Genomic DNA, 21,040 nt, shown 5'->3' with positions numbered 1-21,040 from the left:
TCGGCTAGGTAGGATGGGCTCATGGCCACGACAAGACAGAGCACCCCTGTGGGCGACCGACGCGTGCGCCGCACGCACGCTGCCCTGCAGGGCGCATTGATCCAGCTCGTCGAGGAACAGGAGCTGGGGCAGATCAGCGTCGCCGACGTGGCCGAACGCGCCGGGGTGAACCGCACGACGTTCTACGACCACTACCGGGACGTGCATGAACTGGCCGAAGCCGCCTGTACCTCGACGATCGACACCCTGATCGAGTCCGTCCCCGCCCTCGACTCCACCTCGGCCGAGTCGGACGCGGACCCCGCCAGTTCACTCATGGCGTTCTTCGAGAACCTCGCCGACCACGCGGGCCTCTACCGCAGCCTGCTGGGACCCCAGGGCAGCGCCCGCGTCATCGATCACATCCGCAGTCGCATCTCCACCACCGTCCACGTCGCCGTACGCGTGAACTCCGGTGCCGCGCCGGCCGGTGTCGTGACGGCGGACATCCCGCACGACGTACCCGCCGCGTTCACGGCCGGCGCGCTCCTCGGTGTGGCCACCGACTGGCTCCAGCGTGATCGCCCCCGCACGCCGGCCGAGATGGCCGAACTGACCTGGCCACTCCTCGTCGCCGGTCACCCCGCCGACGCCCGGCACGCCAAGACCTGAGGTGATCCTCCGGCCCGCGAGCCTCGGGACTCGACCTGTCCGGTCAGGCAGGCCCGTGGCCCGATTCGCCGGCGAGGGCAGCCGATCGGACGACGGAGCAAGGAGGCGGCGTCGGATGGGCGGAGATGCTGGTCGGCAAGGACTGCCTCGTCGCCTTCGACGGCAACCTCCACTCCGTCCCGGCACGCAAGGTCGGTCCTCGCCAACTGGTCGAGATCCGGGCCACGAAGTCGCAGATCAGCGTGCACTCGACCACTCTCGGCGCCGACGGCTAGAGCCACTGGGACGGGCTATCCGAAGCGTCGAAGCCCTCGCCCGCGCCGATCTCGCCCAGCACGAGCGCGCGGCGGCCGGCGCGGAACAGGCCGTGCTGCTCTTCGGCGACGCGTTCGCCCGCAACCGCGCCCTGTACACCGCCGACATCGCCGTTCAGCATGCGCTCAGGGACCGTCCGGAGCCGGAGGCCGCGGCCGAAGCCGCCGGACGCGTCCTGGCCTACCTGCCCGATGTGCGCTCCGACCGTCTGCTGCAACAGCTCGCGGACGTGGAGAGCGCACTGCAGCGGCACGCCGCCGTCCCGGCGGTGGCCGACTGGCTGGAGGCCTACCGAACGACGACCCAAGCAGGCTGAGGAGGAGGCGACCACCCCGCGCACGCGGACCGACGTGGTGATCCGTACCTACGGCCCCGGACAGGTCCCACCGATGATCGACCTGGTGAGCGACATCTGGGCCGACGCCCACCCCGAACTCGTTGGGACCCCCGGAGCCGAGACGGCCGGCCTGTCCGTACCCGCGCTCCACCGCCAGATCACCGGCCACCTCCGCTGGCAGGGCTTCACCATGGTCGCCGCCTACGTCGGCGGAACAGCCGTCGGCTTCGGCTACGCCTTCCCCTGCACCGCCGCGTACTGGTTCGGCGCGGACCTGGTCGACCAGGTACCCGAAGGAGCGCGCACGGAACGGCTGATGGGCCTGTGCGAACTCGCCGTCCGCCCGCCCTGGCAGGCCCAGGGCATCGGCATCCGCCTGCACACGGAACTCCTCAAGGCCGTCAACCCCCGCTGGTCCAGCCTTCTCGCCCTGCCCTCCAACAACCGCGGCCAGGACCTCTACGCCCGGCTCGGCTACCAGTACGCCGGGCCCTACACGAATTCCCCCGGGGGCCCCGTGTTCGACCTGCTGCTCCTGCGGGTCGAAGCGTCCCCATCCGGACCGTCGGCGTGACCCGGCAGTGAAGGTGCTGCCGGGCCACGCGTTGCTTCAGCGCAGGCCTGCCAGGAACTCCACGAGCCTGCGGAGGCGGGACGGTCGGGGACCGGGATCGACGGTACGTTCGACGACGAGGTGGTAGGCCTGCAGCGCGTTGACATTGAACGCGTGTGTGCCGCCCCACAGGAAGAGCCGGAACGCCCGGTAGGTCTTCTCGCCCCATCTCGCGATGATGTCGTCTTTTGCGGCGTCGAGGCGTTTCGCCCACTCCAGCATCGTCAGCTCGTAGTCGCGGGTCTCCCTGGTCACGTCCAGCACCTCGAAGCCGTGGTAGAGCATCTCGGTGATGACGTCTTGGAGCGTCATGTATGTGTGCCTGCCGCCCCAGATGTGGTCGCGGGTGAACGAGCTCACCGAGAACTTCTGGATGGACGCGGAGGCGTCGAGGTAGAGGCGTCCACCGGGCTTCAGCACGTCCCACGCTTTCGCGGCGAATCTGCGGTAGTCCGGGAGGTGCTCGATCACGCCGTAGATCACGGCATGGTCGTACGGCTGCGATGGGCGATGGGTGAGGAAGTCCTCCAGCAGCACCTCGCCGGGCAGGTTGTTGTCGGCGAGCAATGCCCGGATGTGGTTGGCGGAGTCCTCTGCGAGCGTGAGCGTCGTGACGTGCACGCCGCGTTCGCCGCAGTATTGGGTGACGCCGCCCCAGCCCCCGCCGATGTCGAGCAGCCTGGCGCCTGGCTGAAGGTCCAGTGCGGCGAGCATGGTTTCGAGCTTGTGCTCGGACGCTTGCTCGATCGTCTCGCCAGGGTGCTGGAAAAGGCCCTGCGAGTAGAAGCGGAACCGCTTGTCGATGAACGTGAGGTAGAAGTCATCGCCACGGCTGTAGTGCGCGGTGACAGCCTGCTTGTTCATCTTGAGGGGTGAGCGCATGAAGTCGTACAGGAACCGCAGCCGCTGCCGCATCGGCACCTGCTCCCGCAGCGCGGCGCGGACACGGAACAAGGCAGCCAGGTCACCTTCGACATCAATGTCGCCCGACACGAAGGCCTGGCCGATCGCTATCTCGGTGAGCGGCGTACGCAAAGCGTCTTCCGAGCGGAATGTCACCCGATATCTCGGCTCGCCCACGCCGACCGCCACGATCGCACCGGAGGGTAGCTCTATCTCCCCTGGCAGGTCGGCGGCGGCCAGCAGCGCCGCGAGACCAGTCCGGGGCAGTCCGGCTGCGCCTGTGACGCGTCCGCCGAGATTCGGGCTCATGCTAGCGGGTTCAGTCATGCGGAATTCGCTTCCCAGGTTGAGCGCCGCAGACACGGCGTTGCGATGACCTACTCCTTGAGCGCGATCTTGGAGGCCGCTCCGAAGCAGCCGCCGGCCGGAACCAGCAAGGCGAAATGGCCCGGTTCACCGCTGTCTGGCACTGTTCGATTGCGGCGGCACGGTCACCGGATGGGTCGGAGATTGGTGTCGACGCCTTCTGTCGGCTGGCTAGAAGATGCGGGCGCGCATGTGCTGCGTGAGATTTTCGAGGATCTCCCGCAGCCACGGGCTGCGGACGGTCGGCAGCCGGACAAGAGTGTGCTGGAACGCTCCCGGATCAGCCCGGAACAGGTGACGGGGGCGCGGCGCGGGTGGGTCGTCGCGGAGGACACCGTCGGGCATGCCGCCCGACGCGGGGACGGGTAGGTACGGGTCGGGGAAGGCCAGCCACAGCCACACCCCGAACGGCAGCGGCACCGGGTATGCCGAGGTGGCCGGGGTCCAGGTCTCCCCCGTCTGCGGATGGGTCGGCACGAGGAGGATGTCGGCGTCCGTGTCGGGAGTGGGCCGTCCCGGTCCGGCCATGCCGGCGCGCCGCGTCGGCGGACCTGCGGGCAGCAGGGCGTCGAGGGCGCGCTGGAACACTTCCGCGATCAGGCCGTCCGGGACCGTCACCGGCCGGCCCTCCGAGGCCGCCAGCAGGTGGGCGAGCGCCCGGCCGGCCGCCGCCTCCCACTGCGGGCTCCAGGACCACCAGTGGTTCGGCCCCAGCCGCGATCCCCACGTGGCGATCGGCTCGAACGGGGGCGTGCCCTTCCCCTCCGCCATCAGCTCCGCCCAGGAAAGCGGTGCGGCGTCGGCGTTGTCGACGAGGCGGCCGCGCACGGCGTTCGGGGCGAGCCACACCGCCTGCCATAGCGAGCAGTCATCGATCCGGCTCGCCACGGGCAGGCCACACGTCTCGCAGGCCATGTTGGGGCCATCGGTTCCGTCGAGGCCGCAGCAGTAACCGCCGCCCTTCTCCGGGATCAGCACGGTGCCCCGGGTATCTCCGGGTGCGACGACGATCGCGCCGGGCGCGCCGTCGGACAGGTGGCAGACCGGCGCGTAGATGCCGCGGGCCGCCGCCTCGTCCGGATCGATCTGCTCCCACGTCCGCCACGGCGGCCCCCAGGGCTCCGGGTCCACGGCGAACGTGCCCGACTTCATGAGCACCGGGAGCTGAAGCCCGTTCCCGTACTTCTGATGGGCGTGGACCGGCAGGGCAACCTGGGACAGCGGGGTGGTCAGCCTGGCGCCGCACCCCGCACACACGAAAACGAACAAATGTCCTCCGCTTGGAAACAGGGGCATCGTCGCAGCTCGGCATCGGCCGGCCAACGTGTTTTTCGTCCGCTGAAGGGGCCGGAGCATCGCCACGACGTGGAGACCCGGCTCCAGCGCGAACGGGTACCGGCTGTCGCCTCAGTCGGCGGGGGCGACGGGAACATCGCGGCAACGCTCGCATGGGCATCGGCCGGTAGGCGGCCACGCACCGCCTGCCAGACCTCGGCGGCCGCCTCTCGGGCCGAGACTCAGGCAGCGTTCGAATCCTCGGTGTCCTGTGGCGCCTCCCGAAGTGGTGAACATCTGCTGTCCGTTCTCATGAACGTAGCCACCTCGGCCACCTCCGATCCCATCTCCAGCTGGCGCCCCAGCTCCTGCAGTGCCCCGGAGATGTCCCCGCTGCCCGTGAACCGCCGCTGTGCGATGTCCAGGTCGCGCAGCCAGCCGTCCAGATGGGGGTCGGCCGTCAGCCGGGACACGTACTCGTAGATCTGGGCAGCCAGATGCGCGCTCAGCCAGGCCCGCCGGTCTTCAGTAGCCCGCTGCGCACGGTCGTGGTCAAAAACGACCCCATCTGACTGCCTGCGGGGCTGATCGCAACGGTGTTCCATTTGCGCCGGATGGCAGGTTAGGGTCGCTTTCCGCGAGGATCTTGTATGGAGGTGACCGTGATGGAGAACAGCGCGCCCGCCCGCCGTGGCCGTCCCCCGGGCCCCCGGACCGCCGAGGGAGAGCTGACGAGCCGCCAGGCGGCCATCGTCCGCTACATCACGGAGTCGGTCGACCGGCAGGGCTACCCGCCGTCGATGCGGTCCGGCCGCGCCGCCCCCGAAGGGCTTCCCGCACCGCTCATCTCATCAGGGGTATGGGGCTAGCGCTCGAACGCACTTGTGGGGTGCGGTGGGCTGTGTCTTGTTTGTACGGTCGGGGCGTGGAGCTGGTGTTCTACTCAAGTGAGAGCTGGGAGTCCTGGGGCTGTCGGGGAAGCCGACGATTCCCGAGGGGATGGCGTTCCTTGTCGACGAAGACGTTTTGTTCGAAAACGGCAGGGGTGTGCGCGACGGCGGTGGCCAACGAGTGGTTGCGGCTGCGCCGACGGAGCACTGCCCGGCTCCGTCGTCGTGGGGGACGTACGCACGGACCCTGCGGGACTGGATCGTGGCAGCCCAGCTGCACGGGGTCGAGGTCTTCGATACCCGGGACCGGCTGAAGGCTCTGCTGAGTACGTATGCGGTGGATCGGGCCACGGAGACCCTGAGCTGCGTCTGGGGGCGGCTACGTGGAACCAGCGCATGAGCATGCTGGGGATGGTCTACCGGTGGGCGATGCCCGAGCAGTACGCCACGGCGGTGCCCCTAGGGCCTCGCTCCTACGTCTCCAAAATCGGCGCACTACGCCTCCCGGATCAGCGCGCTACGCCTTCAGGATCAGCGCATCGCGCAGCGGTCCGCCCCACTCGGCGGCCATCTCCTCGTCGTCGTCCTCATCCGGTTCCACGAGGAGGGCGCGGAGGGCGTTGAGGGGGAACATGCAGGGGGTCTCGACCTCGGCTCCCTGCGCGACGCGGGGGGTTCTGGTCCAGACGCTCTGCGGCGACCCGGGGGCCCCGGGGAGAGCCGCGGGGTCCGCGGGGAGGTAGTGCCAGGCGGCGCCGTTGTTGACGCGCCGGGCGATCTCGCCGACGTACCAGACGGCGACCTGGACGAACGTGCTGTGCCGGGCGGCGTTGATGGCACGTGTGTCGGCGTACCGTTCACGGATCAGTGCCTCAAGGGCGTCGAGTGAGGCGGGGAGAAGTCCCACGTCTCCGGTGTGCCGGTCGCCTCCGCCCAGGCCGGGAAGTCCGCCTCCTGACGGGCGAGCCATGCTGCCAGTTCCGGGTGCATCTCGGTCATGGACGCCACTGTAGGCGGCGTCGGTGGCCGTGACGCCCGACCACCTCGTACGACGGCCAACTCGTGTGTGACACAAGCCAATTGACGATCAGGCTTCACCATATTGGTACAATATAGGACCCATTTAGCCATTAGAGTGTTGTTTGGTGGTGTCATGTCACGGGGCCGCACCGCTGCGTGAAGGGTCGTTCAGGCCCCTAGGGGGACACGCAATGAGGACGAGGAACTGGATCGCGACACGCGTGGCCGTGCTCACAGTCGGTGTGGGGTTATTCGCCGGAGGGCTGCCCGCGCTGCAGCAGGCGGCGCTGGCCAGCCCCAAGTCGGGGCCGTGCTCGGAGACTTTCGGGACACCGGACAAAAACCCGGACTACAACGACCTCCCGGGGTCCGACAAGTATCCCAACGGCTCGCCGCCCGACGAGAACCGCAGGTACACGTACCCGAATCCCAAGCGCGCCGTCTCGGGCATCGACCTGCCGCCTGGTATGGATCCGGACGAGCTGCTGGAGAAGTACGGCGATGACACCGAGGGTCTCGCGCTGGACTCCCCGGAGCGGGCCTACGCCGCCTGGAACCGCAACCAGACCACTGGCAAGAGGCCCTGGAGCGGCAGCTTCCGGACGTGGCTGATCAATCAGTACATCGGCAACGAAGTCATCGGTCGGCGCGGCGACGCCTTCCACAAGAAGGTCGCCGAGGACTTCGGTATCGGCGGCTCGGAGTGGCAGTGCGAGCAGAAGATCCCCGGTGCCAAACGCAGGGGCGACTTCGTCAATGCCACGCGGAAGATCCTGATCGAGGTGAAGTCGGACGGGGTTTACAAGAACGGGCAGCTGGGGGAGGACAAGAAGCTGGTCGAGCAGGGCTGGGACGTGCGGTACGTCTTCGGCAGAGAGCCGACCGCGGAGACGGTCGCCGAGCTGGAGGCGGCCGGGATCAAGGTCCATGTGCACAGGGCGGCCGCGATACCGGAGTTCACGCCGAACAAGGAGAACACGGCCCCGGAGGATCTCGAACTCTTCACCCCGGACGCGAAGACCGCCCCCTCCGCCGGGGACGGCGTCAACGCGATCCGCGGCTCCGCCGACACCGAGGCGGAGGCACGCGCGAACCAACAGCAACTTGTGGACGCGGAAGGCGAGTCGAGCAGCCCGGGCGGTGTGGACTTCTCCACCCTCCAGCTCAGTTACGTGGGCACATCCAAGGACGGCAAGGGCCTGGACTACTCCTTCAAGGCCGCCCAGAACCCGGACGAGGACACCAACCCCTCCTGGGGCGGCATGGCGAAGGCGCACCTCGCCTCGGACGCGTTCTTCACCTGGCTGGCGCTCACGCCGGACAAGTTCTGGGTGAACCTCAACCCCACCCAGCCGGACCAGATCATGGACAGCACGTTCGCGAAGACCGACGCGGGGCGCGTGCTGCTCGAAGCGGACCTTGCCATGAAGCACGACTTCGCGAAGACGGTGAACCCCAAGACCGCACTGGGCGCCCGGTTCTGGAACGCCCTCAGCCGCGTCGGCGGCCAGCCGTGCATGCCGGTGATCCGGAACTGGATCGTGCCGGACACCGCCAAGGTCCGCGAGCAGGACGGCGGCATCTATATCCTCGACGCCCCGCTGAAGGTCAACTCGGTGCCGTACGAGGGCGTCATTCCCGGCGATCAGTGCCGGAAGACGACGGCGCAGCTCGAGCACGACCAGCGGCTCGTGGAGACGATGATCCGCCCGGTGGTCGAGAAGCGGGTCAACACCGCGCCGGAGTACGCCGATCTGCGCCGCGTCTATGCCAGCAGGGTCGCCGCGGAGTGGGTCGCACAGCAGGACGAGGTGACGCCGGGGCCGTACCACGACATCATCGGCAGCGACGACGTCTCCCGCTGGCCGCTGCGCCAGGACAAGAACTGGTCGGAGCAGGACACTTATCAGCGCTACCTGAAGTCGTTCAACGAGGGAGACTACAAGTTCGAGCGCCGGTCCGGTAATTGGATCTACACGTACACCGTCGGCGGCGTCGACTTCTCCAAGTCACCGAAACAGGACATCAGCCGGGCCCAGTTCACCAAGGAGGCGCCGGGGATGCCGGGCACGGCCGCCAACTCCCGTGCCCAGGTGACGGATTACCGGGACACCGGCACCACCTGGCTGGGCGGCAGCACCTCCGAGGCATCGGCGTTCGGCCAGGACCTCGTCCCGTCGTCCGCCACGACCAAGGCCCAGGGCGACGGAGCCAGCGCCATCAGCGTCGCCACGACAGCCCTCCTCACCGCTCTGACCGCGGGCCTGGTGGTGGTGGGCGGGGCCATGGCGTGGCGGAGCCGACGGCGGCGCCGAGCGGTGCTACGGCGGTACTGATCCGCTCTGGATCCGGGCTGGGGCAGTAGCCGTTGAGCAGGCCGTCCAGCGGTGCGGGTACGCGATCCGGTGCCGGGGCTTCGACGAGGACCCTGCCGTAATGGATCTTCCGTCCCGATGTCGTACCGAAGAAGTCGCAGCTGCTACTGGGCGGTGCGGCCCTGCTGGGCGGGCTGGTTCAGCAACGTGCGCAGGGGGCGTTCGTCGCCCTTGGCCCGGACCGGCTCCGTGAACCGGTTCGGGCCGCGCGCACGGATGAGCTCGTCCTCCAGGTCGGCGGCTCAGACGAAGAACCCGTGCTGCGCCGCACCGGCCCGCTCCAGGCCGCGCGTAGTAACCATGCTCCCGCGAGTCGGGACATAGCGCCCCGCTCAGGTCCGGCTGAACGAGACACGACCAGTGCGGGACACACTCGCTGCGCAAACAAGCACGGCCACATCCCCAGGTCGTGCTCAAGTAGTCCGGCGTACAGGAAGACGGGGTACCGGGCCTTGAGGACCGCGGACTGCAGGGTGGGCACGGCGAAGGAGACCGCGTGGGCGCGGCAGAAGCCGTACGCGCCGAACGCGGAGACGGTCTCCCACACCTCGTCCCACACGTCCTTGCTGTAGCCGCGCTCGCTTACCGTACGGCGGAACCACTCTTTCACCTTGGGCAGGCGGTCGGGATCGGCGAGAGCGCGGCGGGCGACGTCGCCGGCGGCACGGTCGCAGCCAGTCATCCGGCCGGGATCGCAATGATCTGCTCATGCCAGATCACCACTCCGTACGTGTCGCGCAAGATCGGCTCCGGGTCCGGGTGCGCGTACTGCGGTGCCGCGCCGTGCCCGGCCGCGATGAAGAGAGCGGGCTCTGATGATCGTGGACTTCCCCGTAGCCGTCGCCCTCGCCGAGTTCGTCCCGACCCTTCCGGTCGGGACGAACTGGCGCTACGAACGGCAAGTTCGACGGTTCTCCAGACACTTGAAATTGTCTCATCCGAGTGACAGCTCGGCGTCTCTCAGCACGCCTCCGATCGGCACCGGAAGACCGCACAGCCCTGCAGCCTCGCGCCACAGGCGTGGACACGAACCGTGACGTCCACATAACATGTCACCGTTAACTTAACGGCGACAACCTGAGGGGCCCGCGATGACCATCACCGAGCAAGACGTCTACACCTTGGCGCCGTTCGCCAGGACGCTCGGGATACGCTTCGGAGCACTCAAGGCCGACGCTGTCACCGCGCAACTCGCCTACACGCCCGAGCAGTCCACCGTCGGCGCCGCGATGCACGGCGGGGCACTGATGGGGCTGGCCGATGTAGCCGGCGCCGTGTGCGCCACGCTCAACGGGACCGCCGACACCGTCCCCGCGACCATGGAATCCACCACCCACTTCCTGCGGCCCGTACACGGCACCGGCGCCTTCGCGACCTCCCGTCCGCTGCACGTCGGCAAGTCAACGGTCGCCGTGGAAATCGACATCAGGGATGACAAGGACCGGCTCTGTGCCCGCGTCACTCAACTCGTCGCCCTCCGGAGGCGCCATGACTAAGGGACCCGGCCAGACCACGGCCGACGGCCGCGCCAGCACAACCGAAGGCCGTCGGCGCAGTCGCGCCAAGCGAGGCCATGGCGGCCGACTGAGGGACGAGCTCATCGAAGCGGCCGGCACGCTGCTCGACGACGCCGGCGAGGACGGCGTGACCATCCGCGCGGTGGCACAGGCTGTCGGGGTCAGCACCCCCTCGGTGTATCTGCACTTCGACAACCGACTGGAACTGCTGCACACCGTATGCCTCGGGGTCTGGGACGAGCTCGGCCGACGGATGCTGAGCATCAGCGCCCAGACCACCGACCCGTTCGCCGAACTCCACCAGCGCAGTGTCGCCTACATCAGGTTCGGGCTCGACCATCCCCTGCGCTACCGCCTGGTCGCGACCGGACCCGCGACAGCCGCCACTGAGCAGGTCGCCGACGCCTGCTTCCGATTCCTACGGGAAACGGTGCAGCGATGCGCCGACGCCGGCGTGCTCCACGGCGATGTGACGGCGCTGACCCGGGCCATCTGCGCGTGCCTGCACGGTGCCGTCTCGCTGCTGATCCTCCAGCCGACCTCGAAATGGCCCGACGACATCCCCCAATACGCAGACGACGCCGCCACCCTCGCCTGCCAGGGCGCCGCCGCCCTCTCACGCGCGCACCATGGCCGCTACGGAACGTGAACTGTTCTGTCCTGGGCAACGCTCCGCTACGCCTCGCTGGCGTCCTCATCGGTACCCCAGCGGCCAGCCGAACCCGCCGTGGCAGCCCGCGCGCTACCGCAGGCGCCGCCGGGGATGAACCGAACGACGCGCGCACCAGCCGCACCAGCCCGGCCCCGGCCAGAGCCCCGGTGCGCACCTGTAACCGATCCGGCGCGCACCGAGGCGCGGTTACCAGCGCGTTCGATGCGCACCGGATCGGGCAGCGGTGCGCACTACACGGTGGTGGTGCGCACCCGATGTGCACCAACCGCCGCGCGATACGCACCAGCTGTGCACCACCCGAGGGATAGGACGCGCGGGCCCGCTCCAGGTGATCGGTGCGCATCGTCTTGAGGGGGTCGACGATGTCCTCGCCCTCCTGCCGCAGGACGTTCTCGGTGAACCGGATGATGGTGTTGGCGACGCCCCAGATCGCGCTGGGGACGCACTCACGCGTCCGCTCCTCCAGCGCGGCCAGCAGGACGCCCCCGACCTCGTCCAGGGCGAAGGAGTCCGCGCACGGATCGGCACCGGGCGCCAGGTCCGTGACGGGAAGGATGATGTCCTCAGCCAGCCGCAACAAGAGGTAGGTCGGCGCCGGAACGGCCCTCGTTCGATCGACGACGGTGGCAAGGGCGTGCTCGCTGTGGTCCTGCATCCCCAGGAGGTACTCGAAAGCGAGCTCCACCTCTTCGGGCGTCAGCGGAGCACCGACGTCAGGTGCTTCAGAGCAGCGACGAAAAACGGTCGTCATCGTGATTACGGTGGCGGCCGTTTCGCTTTGCTGTCGTGGGTCAGAGGGTGTCAGCACTGGGTGGTGAGGTGGCCTGCGGGGTGCAGCTGCCGAGGGGTTTGTCGGTCGGCGGCGGGTGGGCCGTCGGCTCACAGGCGCCGACCTTCCCGCGTTTCGCCTGTCCACCGGAAGCTCCCTCGCCTCCTGCACGTACGTCCGGGAACACCGTGTCTCAGGCGTCGGTGCGATGGGCACGGTCCGTTACGAGAAGGGATCGGACACCGACGTGCTGCTTGGCGATGGAGGCCGGGAATGGCTGGCGCACGCGCTGATGGTCGGCCCCGGCTCCTGGGCGATGCGGCGGCCGCACAGCCCGAGCTGGTTGCCGGCTCCAGTGCCCATCTCCCTGCTGGAGCTGATCGCTGTTCGTACGCCCCGCGCGAACGGCATCGGAAAGAGCAGCGTAGAACTGACCGCCGGAAGGCTCGGAGTAGGCGGGGAATATGCCACAGGTCGGCGGCTTCCAGCCGTCGTGAGCTTCGGCCACGCCACGCCCCTCACGGGGTGGGGCGTGGCGTCGGCCACTGCCGCCGTCGGCTCAGTTGGTGAAGGCGAAGTACTTCCAGGAGCCGTGCGTGGTCGAGTTCACGGTGTCGCCCGAGTCGTTGTTGAGGTACGAGGAGCGGACCCGGAACCGGTATCCGGTCGGGTGGGTGCCGGTGAGTTCCACTGTGCATTTGCCCGTGCTGCTGAGCTTGAAGTACTCCGAGCCCGTCGTGCGCCACGTGCCCCCGGAATAGACCTGGAAGGTCAGCTTCTGGGAGCGGCCGGGGTAGGCCGTCATGGTGGTCGTGAGCAGCGGGTTGGTGGTCTTGTGGAAGTAGTACTGGGTGTGTCCGCCGACCGTGGCCGTCTTGTAGTAGCGACTGGGGCTCAGCGACACCTTGACCTTGGCGCCCGCCCAGCTTTTCGCCGTCTTCGGCGCCGTCCGCGCGTCCCCGGCGAAGGACGCGCTCACCGTGGTGTCGCGCTTCAGCGTGAGGGTGACCGACAGATTGCCCTCGCTGTTGACCGTGCCGGTCTTGACGAGGTACTTGCCCTTGCCGTCGCCGGCGGTGTCCGCGTAGAGCGACAGCGTCCGGTTCTTGTAGGTCGTGCCGAGGTGGGCGGTGAACTTCACCTCGCTGCCGTACGCGTAGATGTTGCCGTTCTTGTTCACCGACAGCGCGGTGGAGGCGCGCGAGACGCTCACGGAGTCCGACGCGGAGGCCCCGAGGTGGTCGGCGTCGCCGGCATAGGCGACCTTGTATGACACCGTGCCGCCTGCGGGCGGGGTGTCGGTGAAGGAGAAGGTGCCGTCCGCCTTCACCGTCACCGCGGGCAGGGCCTTGCCGTTCGGCGATTCCAGATCGGTGCGGGTGACCGCCACCGTGGTCCCCGCCGGGAGCTGCGCGGAGTTCACCTTGCCGGTGATCGTCAGCGGCTTGGCGCGGTCGGCCTGTGCCGGCGCGTTCACCGTGACCCACGAGTACATCTTGCCGGGCTCGTTGACAACGCGCAGACGGTACTCCGGGTTGCTGCTGTCATAGTGCGTCACCACGAAGAGCCGGCTGCTGTCGGGCGCGAGGGCGAGACTCCCCTGGTCGAGGCGGGACGGCCAGATGACGCCGCCATGGTCGTCCAGGAAAGTGCCGGTGCGCCTCGGGGTCGTGCCACCCGGCTGGTAGACGTACACCATCGGTTCGTTGTTGTCGGTGCCCGTCGCGACGAGGCCGTCAGGTGCGATATCCACAGAATTTGGCCAGTAGCCGCCGAAGTATGAGCCGACCACTGCCAGATCCGTGGTCCGGTACACCTGATGAGTCGCGGAAGACGCCACGACCTGCGTGCCGTCGGGGGTGAGCGCCAGGTCCTCCACGTGCTGTCCGAACTGCTCGTCCGGCACGCGATAGAGGGCCGTTCGGGCGGCCGTGCCAGCTGACACGTCGTAAATGGCCAGCGGGGTCAATGAGTACTGGCGCGAGCCTGCCGCCAGGGTGTTGGGGGCGCCGGGCGCCGAATCCAGCAAGGGAGCGTCGGTCCAGGTACCGTCCGATTCCTGACCGAGCGACACGTGCGGCTGCTCGGCCGACAGGTCGAGTGAGCCGATGTTGCCGTGGCCGACGCCGCCGTAGCCGAACCAGATCCTGCCGCCCGCGAGCGCGAGATGTTCCGGGTCGGTGCCATCGCCTGTCGCGTACCGAGCGGACTCGGTGACCGTCGCCGAGTCGATGGCCACGATCTCGTCGGTACCCGGCACAGCAACGTAGAGCGTGCCGGAGTCGGCGGACAGCTCCAGCCCGTCGGCCCGCGGGAGTGAGGCTACCGACCCGATGACCTTGCCGGCGTAGTCCGTGGCGACGACCTTGCCCCCCGACGGATCGCTGATGAAGACGCGCTGGTGAACGCCGTCCACGATGATGTCGCCGCTGGAGACGATGGGCAGCACGGCGCTGCTGTCAGCCACAGCGGGGCCAGCAGCCGATCCCACCAGAACGACGGAACTGAAAGCCACCGCGAGCGCCGTCGCGGACGAAAGGCTGCGCACACGCACAGTGATTCCTACCCCCACCCCAAAAGGCGCAGCGCCATCCGCACATCGCGGAGTGCTGCCGAGTGAGCGCAGCGTAGAGCACCAATCCGGCGGGCGGGCAGGGGGCTCCCGTCCAGCGCGAGCCGCGCACGGCAGTCCCGGGCATCGCCTTCGGTTGCGCAAGCAGCGCAGGCGGCTCCAGGACGCCGGACGCCGCCGCCTCGCCGCCGGAGATTCCGTCGGCCCCGCGCGCGGTAGGGCCGGATCGGCAACGCCGCTGCCCGCCGCGACGCTCGCGCCCTGTCCCGGGTGCGGCACTCCACCGCCTGGCTGTGGTGACGGATACGCCCTCTCCGATATGCACCGGCGATACGGCGAATCCGGCCCGCCGTGCTCGATACGCGCCTCGATGCCGTATCGAGTACGGAGCATCCGATGCGCCGCACCGCACCGGATACGCCGCATCGTCATGAGCACCACGATGTCCCGCACCGCACCAGGTGCGCACCATCGACGATGCCCGGCACTCTCGCGCACCACGATGCGCCGCACTGAGAGGTGTGCAAGCTGAAGTTGCTGGTCACGGAGCTGGTGTGCGTGGGCATCGGGAGCTCGTGCTGGTCGCTGGCAGGTGACTTTGGTGAAGATCATCGGTCATCGGGCGACTTCGCGGTTCGTGAGGACCAGCAAGGCCCGGGCCACCCTCGCGGCACCACCATCGAGGTCCCGATCACTGGGAAGCCTCAGCGCCACGACCACCGCCCGCCCCCGCATCGCCCGGACTCCACAGGGTGGCGTCCGGGCGGTGGCGGCGGCAAAGTCAGTGCGAGGCTTCGCGGACCACGGCCTTATGCGCCCTCACAACCGGCGCTATCCTGTCGGCGTAGGAAGACCATGCTGCGCCACCGTCCTTGAATCGGCCGCGATACTTGAAGTTCTTGTGGCTCTTCAGGGCGGTGTGACTGATCGCCTTGTCTCCGCTGTCGTCGTACTGGAGCTTGTGATTCGCGCTGATCCAAGTTCCGGAACTCGCAGAGACCGTTGTGTCATCGTAAGACGAGACCGCCGTCCAGTCCGTTCCCATGGCCGACTTGCTGGGAGTCTGGGGAAGGTCGTCGAGGAAGTCGCTGCCCGGAGCCATTTGATTGCACTGCCGCGGAGTCCTGTAGAACGCTCCGCACAGGGAGAGCTGACCCATGCTCGCCCCATTGTGCGGAGTGCCGAGTGTGACAACGTCCTCGATGTAGAGGTACGGCGGGAAGCCAGGGCTGCCCTTCTTGACGTGGTACAGCGCGGCGCGGACCACGAGGCCGCCCATGGAATGGGCGACCACGTCGACCTTCTGGCCGCCGTACGGGGAGCTGGAGTAGGCGTTGTAGACGCGGTTGGCGAAATGCCTGGCTATCGTCGTGAGGCTCGTTTCACGTGTGCCGTAATCGCCGTTCGAGTCCTTGAACCGGGTGGTGCAGCCGTTTGATCCCGACTCATTCTTGTAGTAGCTGTACGTGATCAGCTGATTGTCCGCATACCCGTTCGACTTGAAGTAAGCGATCGCGCTCGCCCAATACTCCCGGCAGTTGGTCGCCGCCGCGCCGCTGGGATCGAATCCGTGCACAAAGATCACCTTGCCGGGGCCGTTCTCCCGGCTCGGCGCGGCGTTTGCCGGGGCAGCCGCCACGAATGCGATCGCCATGGCGAGAAGTGCGCTGAGGAACAGCGTGGTTGAACTTCGGGATCTTCGCATGGCCCTACCCCTCCGGGTAATCAGGTTGAGCTCGTAGAGATCGGGTGTCCGATCAGAGTGAACGTGCTGGATCACTGGCCGCCCGTACGGACAGGGCCGCCGAACCTCGAATGACACCCCGGATCCCTCCCCGGGCGTCCCGGTTCTGAAGGCTAGACGGCGGGACTCGCGATGGGCATGTCACGCGAACGCGTGACAACGCGGCGAGATGCCGCGCACGCCTCCCGTTGGCCGCGCTCGGTGACTTAGGTTGAGCGGCGGGGTCCGTCGGTACCCGGGGGTAACAGGGGGAGCACCATGGGGAATACGGCCAAAACCCTCAATTCGCCAGGCGGAGGCGGGAATCCGCCAGATGGAGGCGGTGGGTCGACGCAGGGGCCCGCCCAACACCAGCTTCAGCGCAAGTCCGCACGCCTGTCCGCGGTCCTGAGGGCGACCAGTGCGGTCGGAGCGGCCCTGGTCGCTATGGTCGGCTTCGCACCGCCCGCACGCTCCGTCTGGGTGGCCGTCGCTGTCGTCGGACTGCTGGTGTGGAGCGGCCTGTTCACCGTTGTGATGTTCAGGCCGGGACCGTATCCCTGGCTCTGCGCCGGTGACACCGCCGTCGTTGTGGTGCTCTGTCTGGCGCACGGCAGGCTCGTCCCGGCCGAGGTCCTGGAAGCGTCAGCGGGCTCCGGATGGATCGACATGGTCGCCGGCACCGGTGTCTTCATCGCACAGTTCACGCTGCGGCAGCCCTGGGCGATGGCCGCGGCGCTCGCCATCGCGGCGGCCCACGCGATGGGCACCGGGCTACGAGAGGCCTCCGTCGTCCTGGTACTCCAGGGGCTGCTCGCCGCCGCTGTCGCCGTCCTGCTGCGACATGGAGCGTGCAGGGCGGACCTCGCGCTGTCCGAGGAGGCGTCGGCGCGTGCGTCGGCGCGGGCCCGGTCCGCCGCCCGCACCGACGAGCTGGACCAGCAGCGGCTGTTGCACGACACCGTGCTCGCCACGCTCACCATGGTGGGTACCGGCAGCATCACCCGTGACTCCGCCGCGCTGCCGGAACGGGCCGCGGCCGACTTGGCCGTCATCGAAGACCTGCGGGCACACCCCGGTGTGGCACGCACTGGGGCGCACGACCCCGCGCCGCTGGATGTCGCGCTGCGCACTGCCGTACTGACGCACCGCGTCGGCCTTCCATCACTGGACATCGAGTTCGACGTGCCACCGCTGGACCTCCCCCACCAGGTCGTGGAAGCCCTCTCGCAAGGGATCGCCGAGGCCCTGGCCAACGTGGCCCAGCACGCGAACACCCGCGCCGCCCGGGTCTCGGGCCGACGCCTCGGGCAGGGCGCCACCGTCGAAGTCCGCGACAGCGGAGCCGGGTTCGACCCGGCGGCTGTTCCCCCCACCGGCGCGGCCTGCGGGAATCGGTCTACGGCCGGATGCGTGCCGTGGGCGGCAGCGCCCGAGTGGTTTCGTCCCCCGGCGCCGGCACCCGGGTCGTGCTGAGGTGGGAGCCATGAGCACCGGCGTCGTCGAGGGCGTGGTCGCCACCCGCTTCGCCAAGGCCGTCAGTATCGGGCTGGTGGCGATCGTCGGCGTCTGGCACCTGGGTCTGGACACCCTGCTGGTACTCAGGGGCTGGCCGATGTACGAGCCGCAGGTCGCCGCCGCGGGCGCCTGGCTGGCCCTCGTGGTCATCCAGACGGCCGGTTCCGTCCTGCTGCTGCGTTCCGCGCTCAGCGCGCACACCGCGCGAATGCTGGCCGGGGCGGCGCTGATCAGCGGCGTCGTCGCCACCGCCACGTACCCGCCGGGCGCGGCGATCGGCGACGTGAGCTGGGCGTGGAACACCGTGGGCTGGTTCGGCGTGCTGCTTCTGCTGCAGCGTCCCCTGTGGGAGCTGATCACCCTGCTCGGCGCCAACACGGCCGTCACGGCGGGCTTCCTGGCAGCCGACGGCGCGCTCGACCACGTCACCGTCTCCCGTCTGCTGGCCGCGACCTACACCACCGCCGGTATCCAGCTGACCTTCGCGTACCTGGTACGGCAGCTCAACGACGGTGCCAGGGAAGCCACCGAGGCCGCCGCGGCACACGCGGAGCACCTCGCCCGTGCCACCGCCGACGAGACCGTGCACACCGAGCGCCGGCGCCGGTACGAGCATCTGCGCGGCAGAGTGGAACCGCTACTGCGTGGTCTGACTGAACGCCGACTGGACCCGGGGGACACCGTCGTACGCCAACGCGCCGCCGTGGAGGCGGCACGCTTGCGGAGGCTGTTTGCGGAGACGGACGACACCCCGCACCCGCTCCTGCACGAACTGCGGGCCTGTGCCGACATCGCCGAGCGGCGCGGGGTACACGTCACCCTGCTGAGCTACGGAGACCTGCCCGAGCTGCCGACATCCGTCCGCCGGGAACTGGCGGAAGGGGCCCTGCTGGTCCTAGCCGCCGCAGCCACCGAGGCGCGGGTTACCCTGCTGGCGACGCCGGAGGAGGTTGCGGTGAGTGTGGTGGCCGACGCCCCGCCGGAGACGGTCGTGGAACCGCCGGGCCTGCTTGCCGTGTCCTTCCTGTCCGACCAGGAGGGGGACCAGTTGTGGTGGGAGACCCGATATCCGGTGCGACCGGCTCGCTGACCGTTGCCATCATCGACGATCACCCTGTCGTCATCGAAGGCATTCAGACGTGGCTGTCCGAGGAGCCGCGGATCTCGGTTGTGTACACCGGCGAAACCCCCGATGTGCCGCCCGGAGTCGCGGATGTCCTCATTCTCGATCTGAATCTGCACGGCACAATCGCCATCGACGCTGTCGCCACGCTGGCTGCGGCGGGTCAACGGGTCATCGCCTTCTCGCAGTTCACCGAGCAGCGAGTGGTGCTCGAATCGCTGGAGGCCGGAGCGTGCGAGTTCGTCGCGAAGAACGAGGGACGGGTGCACCTGGTGAACACGGTGTTGGCGGCGGCGGGCGACAGGCCGTACGTCACACCGACGGCCGCGGGTGTCCTCGTGGGTGATCGCGGCGCGAACAGGCCCCAGCTGTCCTCGCAGGAACGTACCGCTCTGCTGTGGTGGTTCCAGTCCATGTCGAAGGCCTCGGTCGCCCGGCGCATGGGTGTGTCAGTCCACACCGTGGACGTGTACATCCGCCGGGCGAGAGTCAAGTACGCACAGGTCGGCAGAAACGCACCGACAAAGGCAGACATGCTGGCCCGCGCGATCGAGGACGGCTTGGTGAAGCCCGACGACATCACAGGCTACGAGTCAGCCGCGGCTGGCGGGGGCTGACCGCCCCGAAGGCCACCCGTGCGATCCCTACCTCTACCGCGAGGCGCCTCCGTGTCAGGACCACAGTTACTGGGCAGTATGCATCGTGAAGTCGCAGGTCACAGGTCTGGTGTGAATGGCGAGTTGGGTACTCGTGCCGGTCCGCGGCCGATGACCATGGCGTAGATCATCGGGTAGGTCCGGCTCCGGCGGGATGCCGAGTTCGGCTGCGCCCACGACCGGCCCCCGCCTACGATCCGTCAGCAGGTCGACACGCCGTGAGAACGCGGGAAGGCGCGGGGGATGCAGGAGCGGCAGTGGATCACCGCCCGCCGGAGCGAACTGGACGACCTCGCCGAAGAGTCGGGCAAGCAACTCCAGGAGGTCCAGGCCGAGCGGGATGAACTGGCGGTCGCGGGGCGGGTGTTGAACCGTCTGGCCGAGCAGGCCCTCGCCGACGCCGCGCCTGTCGCTCCGGTACCGGCGAAGGTGGCCGGGCGGGCAGTCCTGCTCATCCCGCACCACCGTGACCCGATGGGTGAGGGAGGTCGTCGGCCTGCTCGCAGCCCCCGCCCCGCGTCTGGACCGGGCGTGCAAGAAGATCGCCCGAATGGGTGGCGGCATCGTACTGCTGGACGGATCAGTGATCCGTACCCGGCGCAGGACCGGGAAGGAGAACCGGAAGAACTACTCCGGCAAGAACAAATGCCACGGCCTGCTCGTGATCGCCCTCACCGACGACCGGGGCCGACTGCTGTGGATCTCGGCGGCCCGCCCCGGGCGCACCTCGGAGATCACCGCCTGCCGGCACGACAAGCTCACCCGGAAACTGCGGGAAGCCGGACTCGGCGCCATCGCCGACCTGGGGTTCGTCGGCCTCGACGACGGCGGCCCCGACGCCGACCCGGCGGTGATCACCGGCTACAAGGCCGCCCGGAACCGGCCCCTGACGCGAGGCCAGAAGCTGTCCAACACGGCACTGGCGGCCGTCCGGGCACCCGTCGAGCACGGCTTCGCCCACCTCAAGAACTGGCGCGTCCTCGGCAAGGTACGCACCGACCCCGCCTGGGCGACCGCCCTGGTCCGGGCCTTGCTGGTCCTCACGAACCGCGAAGTCGCCCGATGATCTTCACCAAAGTCACCTGCCGGCGACCAGCATGAGCTCCCGATGCCCACGCACACCAGCCCCGTGACCGGCAACTTCAGCTTGCACACCTCTCACTCGATGTTCCGTACCGCACCGGTGCGCACGACGCCCGGCCGCACCTTGACCAGGTGCGGCCGGGCGCGCGTTGTTCCTTGACCAGGTTCGCTACCGGCACGTTTCCCCTTGTCAGCCTCCGTCCCGGCCGTCGATCAGGTCACGGATAAGGGGGTGTGTGTTATAGGCGCGCGGCCGGATCCGATGCGCACCATGTGCGGTGCGCGGTGCGGGTGGTGCGCACGATGTGGCGTACCGTCCGGACCTGGTGCACGCACTGGATGCGCACCACCCGCACGGCATCGGCCGGCGCGTTGCGCCTACACGCCGGTGGTGCGCGCCGACTGCGCACCCGGTGCACCGTGCGCATCGTGGGCCTGGCGCAGGGCGGCGGCCTCCAACTGCTCCAGGATTTCCGTGACGTCCTGGCCGTCCCGGTGAGGATCTCTTCGGAGAAGCGGATGATGGCCCGGGCGATGCCCGGCACCGAAGCCGGGCACAGGTCGTCCTCGGCACGCAGCGTGGTGAGGAAGATCCGCCCGAGTGCATCCAGGGCGAAGGAGTCCCTGCACAGGTCGCCCTCGTCGGCGCTGGGCAGCGCGG

At 68.7% G+C, this 21,040-nt stretch carries 20 protein-coding genes and 2 pseudogenes; 12 read left to right on the top strand and 10 right to left on the bottom strand.

All coding sequences use genetic code 11. The annotated features are described in order from the left end of the window. Nucleotides 1-21 precede the first annotated feature (21 nt). The 4 genes from JIX55_RS00295 (at nucleotide 22) to JIX55_RS00280 (ending at nucleotide 1,877) form a co-directional block, all read left to right on the top strand. Nucleotides 22-651 (top strand): TetR/AcrR family transcriptional regulator, encoded by a 630-nt coding sequence (locus JIX55_RS00295; RefSeq protein ID WP_257561189.1) that lies wholly within the window; start codon nucleotides 22-24, stop codon nucleotides 649-651. A gap of 125 nt (nucleotides 652-776) precedes the next feature. After that, a complete protein-coding gene (locus tag JIX55_RS00290) occupies nucleotides 777-926 on the top strand; it encodes a Mu transposase domain-containing protein (RefSeq protein ID WP_443046304.1) in 150 nt (49 codons plus the stop codon). A gap of 92 nt (nucleotides 927-1,018) precedes the next feature. Further along, nucleotides 1,019-1,282 (top strand): hypothetical protein, encoded by a 264-nt coding sequence (locus tag JIX55_RS00285; protein ID WP_257561188.1) that lies wholly within the window; start codon nucleotides 1,019-1,021, stop codon nucleotides 1,280-1,282. A 34-nt stretch (nucleotides 1,283-1,316) separates the two neighbouring features. Continuing rightward, complete coding sequence (locus JIX55_RS00280; RefSeq protein WP_257561187.1) at nucleotides 1,317-1,877, top strand: GNAT family N-acetyltransferase; 561 nt, start codon at nucleotides 1,317-1,319, stop codon at nucleotides 1,875-1,877. Between the two features lie 36 nt (nucleotides 1,878-1,913). Here JIX55_RS00280 and JIX55_RS00275 read toward each other — a convergent pair whose 3' ends face one another. From JIX55_RS00275 to JIX55_RS00265, 3 genes are all read right to left on the bottom strand, one after another. Next, nucleotides 1,914-3,182 (bottom strand): class I SAM-dependent methyltransferase, encoded by a 1,269-nt coding sequence (locus JIX55_RS00275; RefSeq protein WP_257561186.1) that lies wholly within the window; start codon nucleotides 3,180-3,182, stop codon nucleotides 1,914-1,916. A gap of 174 nt (nucleotides 3,183-3,356) precedes the next feature. Beyond that, nucleotides 3,357-4,454, bottom strand: a complete 1,098-nt coding sequence (locus JIX55_RS00270) for a hypothetical protein (protein WP_257561185.1) — start codon at nucleotides 4,452-4,454, stop codon at nucleotides 3,357-3,359. Nucleotides 4,455-4,702: 248 nt separating this feature from the next. Then, nucleotides 4,703-4,933, bottom strand: a complete 231-nt coding sequence (locus JIX55_RS00265) for a hypothetical protein (protein WP_257561184.1) — start codon at nucleotides 4,931-4,933, stop codon at nucleotides 4,703-4,705. Between the two features lie 177 nt (nucleotides 4,934-5,110). Here JIX55_RS00265 and JIX55_RS00260 point away from each other — a divergent pair, with 177 nt between their 5' ends. Then, nucleotides 5,111-5,329 carry a hypothetical protein gene (locus tag JIX55_RS00260; protein WP_257561183.1) on the top strand — a complete coding sequence of 73 codons (219 nt, stop codon included), beginning with the start codon at nucleotides 5,111-5,113 and terminating at the stop codon, nucleotides 5,327-5,329. Between the two features lie 538 nt (nucleotides 5,330-5,867). On the opposite strand, the gene JIX55_RS00255 is transcribed toward JIX55_RS00260, so the two are convergent. Together JIX55_RS00255 and JIX55_RS00250 are read right to left on the bottom strand one after the other, a co-directional pair. Further along, the gene (locus JIX55_RS00255) at nucleotides 5,868-6,257 is read right to left on the bottom strand and encodes a hypothetical protein (protein WP_257561182.1); all 390 of its coding nucleotides are present in this window, start codon (nucleotides 6,255-6,257) and stop codon (nucleotides 5,868-5,870) included. Beyond that, nucleotides 6,215-6,349 (bottom strand): hypothetical protein, encoded by a 135-nt coding sequence (locus tag JIX55_RS00250; protein ID WP_257561181.1) that lies wholly within the window; start codon nucleotides 6,347-6,349, stop codon nucleotides 6,215-6,217. Before JIX55_RS00250 ends, JIX55_RS00255 begins: the two co-directional genes overlap by 43 nt. Nucleotides 6,350-6,561: 212 nt before the next feature. Between JIX55_RS00250 and JIX55_RS00245 the strand changes: the two genes are divergently transcribed. Then, nucleotides 6,562-8,706 carry a hypothetical protein gene (locus JIX55_RS00245; RefSeq protein ID WP_257561180.1) on the top strand — a complete coding sequence of 715 codons (2,145 nt, stop codon included), beginning with the start codon at nucleotides 6,562-6,564 and terminating at the stop codon, nucleotides 8,704-8,706. On the opposite strand, the pseudogene JIX55_RS00240 reads toward JIX55_RS00245, so the two are convergent. Beyond that, nucleotides 8,615-9,069, bottom strand: a pseudogene (locus JIX55_RS00240) (hypothetical protein); the annotation flags it as partial. The gene JIX55_RS00245 and the pseudogene JIX55_RS00240 sit on opposite strands and share 92 nt — an antisense overlap. A 67-nt stretch (nucleotides 9,070-9,136) precedes the next feature. After that, a pseudogene (locus JIX55_RS00235) lies at nucleotides 9,137-9,555 on the bottom strand (DNA polymerase III subunit alpha); the annotation flags it as partial. Nucleotides 9,556-9,836: 281 nt separating this feature from the next. Here JIX55_RS00235 and JIX55_RS00230 point away from each other — a divergent pair. Together JIX55_RS00230 and JIX55_RS00225 are read left to right on the top strand one after the other, a co-directional pair. Then, nucleotides 9,837-10,241, top strand: a complete 405-nt coding sequence (locus JIX55_RS00230; protein ID WP_257561179.1) for a PaaI family thioesterase — start codon at nucleotides 9,837-9,839, stop codon at nucleotides 10,239-10,241. Then, nucleotides 10,234-10,911: a TetR/AcrR family transcriptional regulator gene (locus JIX55_RS00225; protein WP_189783608.1), complete on the top strand. Its 678-nt coding sequence runs from the start codon at nucleotides 10,234-10,236 to the stop codon at nucleotides 10,909-10,911. Before JIX55_RS00230 ends, JIX55_RS00225 begins: the two co-directional genes overlap by 8 nt. 1,352 nt (nucleotides 10,912-12,263) lie before the next feature. On the opposite strand, the gene JIX55_RS00220 is transcribed toward JIX55_RS00225, so the two are convergent. Beyond that, nucleotides 12,264-14,258: an Ig-like domain repeat protein gene (locus tag JIX55_RS00220; RefSeq protein ID WP_257561175.1), complete on the bottom strand. Its 1,995-nt coding sequence runs from the start codon at nucleotides 14,256-14,258 to the stop codon at nucleotides 12,264-12,266. A 799-nt stretch (nucleotides 14,259-15,057) separates the two neighbouring features. After that, nucleotides 15,058-15,930: an esterase/lipase family protein gene (locus JIX55_RS00215; RefSeq protein ID WP_257561174.1), complete on the bottom strand. Its 873-nt coding sequence runs from the start codon at nucleotides 15,928-15,930 to the stop codon at nucleotides 15,058-15,060. Nucleotides 15,931-16,482: 552 nt separating this feature from the next. Between JIX55_RS00215 and JIX55_RS00210 the strand changes: the two genes are divergently transcribed. The 3 genes from JIX55_RS00210 to JIX55_RS00200 are packed head-to-tail and all read left to right on the top strand — an operon-like array spanning nucleotide 16,483 to nucleotide 19,257. Further along, on the top strand, nucleotides 16,483-17,475 hold the full coding sequence (locus JIX55_RS00210; protein ID WP_257561173.1) for a sensor histidine kinase: 993 nt from the start codon (nucleotides 16,483-16,485) through the stop codon (nucleotides 17,473-17,475). Nucleotides 17,476-17,485: 10 nt separating this feature from the next. Beyond that, nucleotides 17,486-18,607 carry a hypothetical protein gene (locus JIX55_RS00205; RefSeq protein WP_257561172.1) on the top strand — a complete coding sequence of 374 codons (1,122 nt, stop codon included), beginning with the start codon at nucleotides 17,486-17,488 and terminating at the stop codon, nucleotides 18,605-18,607. Then, on the top strand, nucleotides 18,571-19,257 hold the full coding sequence (locus JIX55_RS00200) for a response regulator transcription factor (RefSeq protein WP_257561171.1): 687 nt from the start codon (nucleotides 18,571-18,573) through the stop codon (nucleotides 19,255-19,257). Before JIX55_RS00205 ends, JIX55_RS00200 begins: the two co-directional genes overlap by 37 nt. A gap of 66 nt (nucleotides 19,258-19,323) precedes the next feature. Here JIX55_RS00200 and JIX55_RS00195 read toward each other — a convergent pair whose 3' ends face one another. After that, a complete protein-coding gene (locus JIX55_RS00195; protein ID WP_257561169.1) occupies nucleotides 19,324-19,758 on the bottom strand; it encodes a hypothetical protein in 435 nt (144 codons plus the stop codon). A gap of 16 nt (nucleotides 19,759-19,774) precedes the next feature. Between JIX55_RS00195 and JIX55_RS00190 the strand changes: the two genes are divergently transcribed. Continuing rightward, nucleotides 19,775-20,362: a transposase family protein gene (locus JIX55_RS00190; protein ID WP_257561168.1), complete on the top strand. Its 588-nt coding sequence runs from the start codon at nucleotides 19,775-19,777 to the stop codon at nucleotides 20,360-20,362. Nucleotides 20,363-21,040 lie beyond the last annotated feature (678 nt).

The organism is Streptomyces sp. DSM 40750, assembly GCF_024612035.1.
Classification (GTDB): Bacteria; Actinomycetota; Actinomycetes; order Streptomycetales; family Streptomycetaceae; genus Streptomyces.
The sequence above is the reverse complement of the archived record's forward strand: the minus strand, read 5'-3'. Positions and strand labels throughout refer to the sequence as shown.

What these genes read in the sequence shown, in the direction of transcription:
- JIX55_RS00295 (WP_257561189.1), top strand. Translation starts at nt 22, where the DNA reads ATGGCCACGACAAGACAGAGCACCCCTGTGGGCGACCGACGCGTGCGC.
- JIX55_RS00290 (WP_443046304.1), top strand. Translation starts at nt 777, where the DNA reads ATGCTGGTCGGCAAGGACTGCCTCGTCGCCTTCGACGGCAACCTCCAC.
- JIX55_RS00260 (WP_257561183.1), top strand. Translation starts at nt 5,111, where the DNA reads ATGGAGGTGACCGTGATGGAGAACAGCGCGCCCGCCCGCCGTGGCCGT.
- JIX55_RS00250 (WP_257561181.1), bottom strand. Translation starts at nt 6,349, where the DNA reads ATGACCGAGATGCACCCGGAACTGGCAGCATGGCTCGCCCGTCAGGAG.
- JIX55_RS00245 (WP_257561180.1), top strand. Translation starts at nt 6,562, where the DNA reads ATGAGGACGAGGAACTGGATCGCGACACGCGTGGCCGTGCTCACAGTC.
- JIX55_RS00230 (WP_257561179.1), top strand. Translation starts at nt 9,837, where the DNA reads ATGACCATCACCGAGCAAGACGTCTACACCTTGGCGCCGTTCGCCAGG.
- JIX55_RS00225 (WP_189783608.1), top strand. Translation starts at nt 10,234, where the DNA reads ATGACTAAGGGACCCGGCCAGACCACGGCCGACGGCCGCGCCAGCACA.
- JIX55_RS00215 (WP_257561174.1), bottom strand. Translation starts at nt 15,930, where the DNA reads ATGGCGATCGCATTCGTGGCGGCTGCCCCGGCAAACGCCGCGCCGAGC.
- JIX55_RS00205 (WP_257561172.1), top strand. Translation starts at nt 17,486, where the DNA reads ATGAGCACCGGCGTCGTCGAGGGCGTGGTCGCCACCCGCTTCGCCAAG.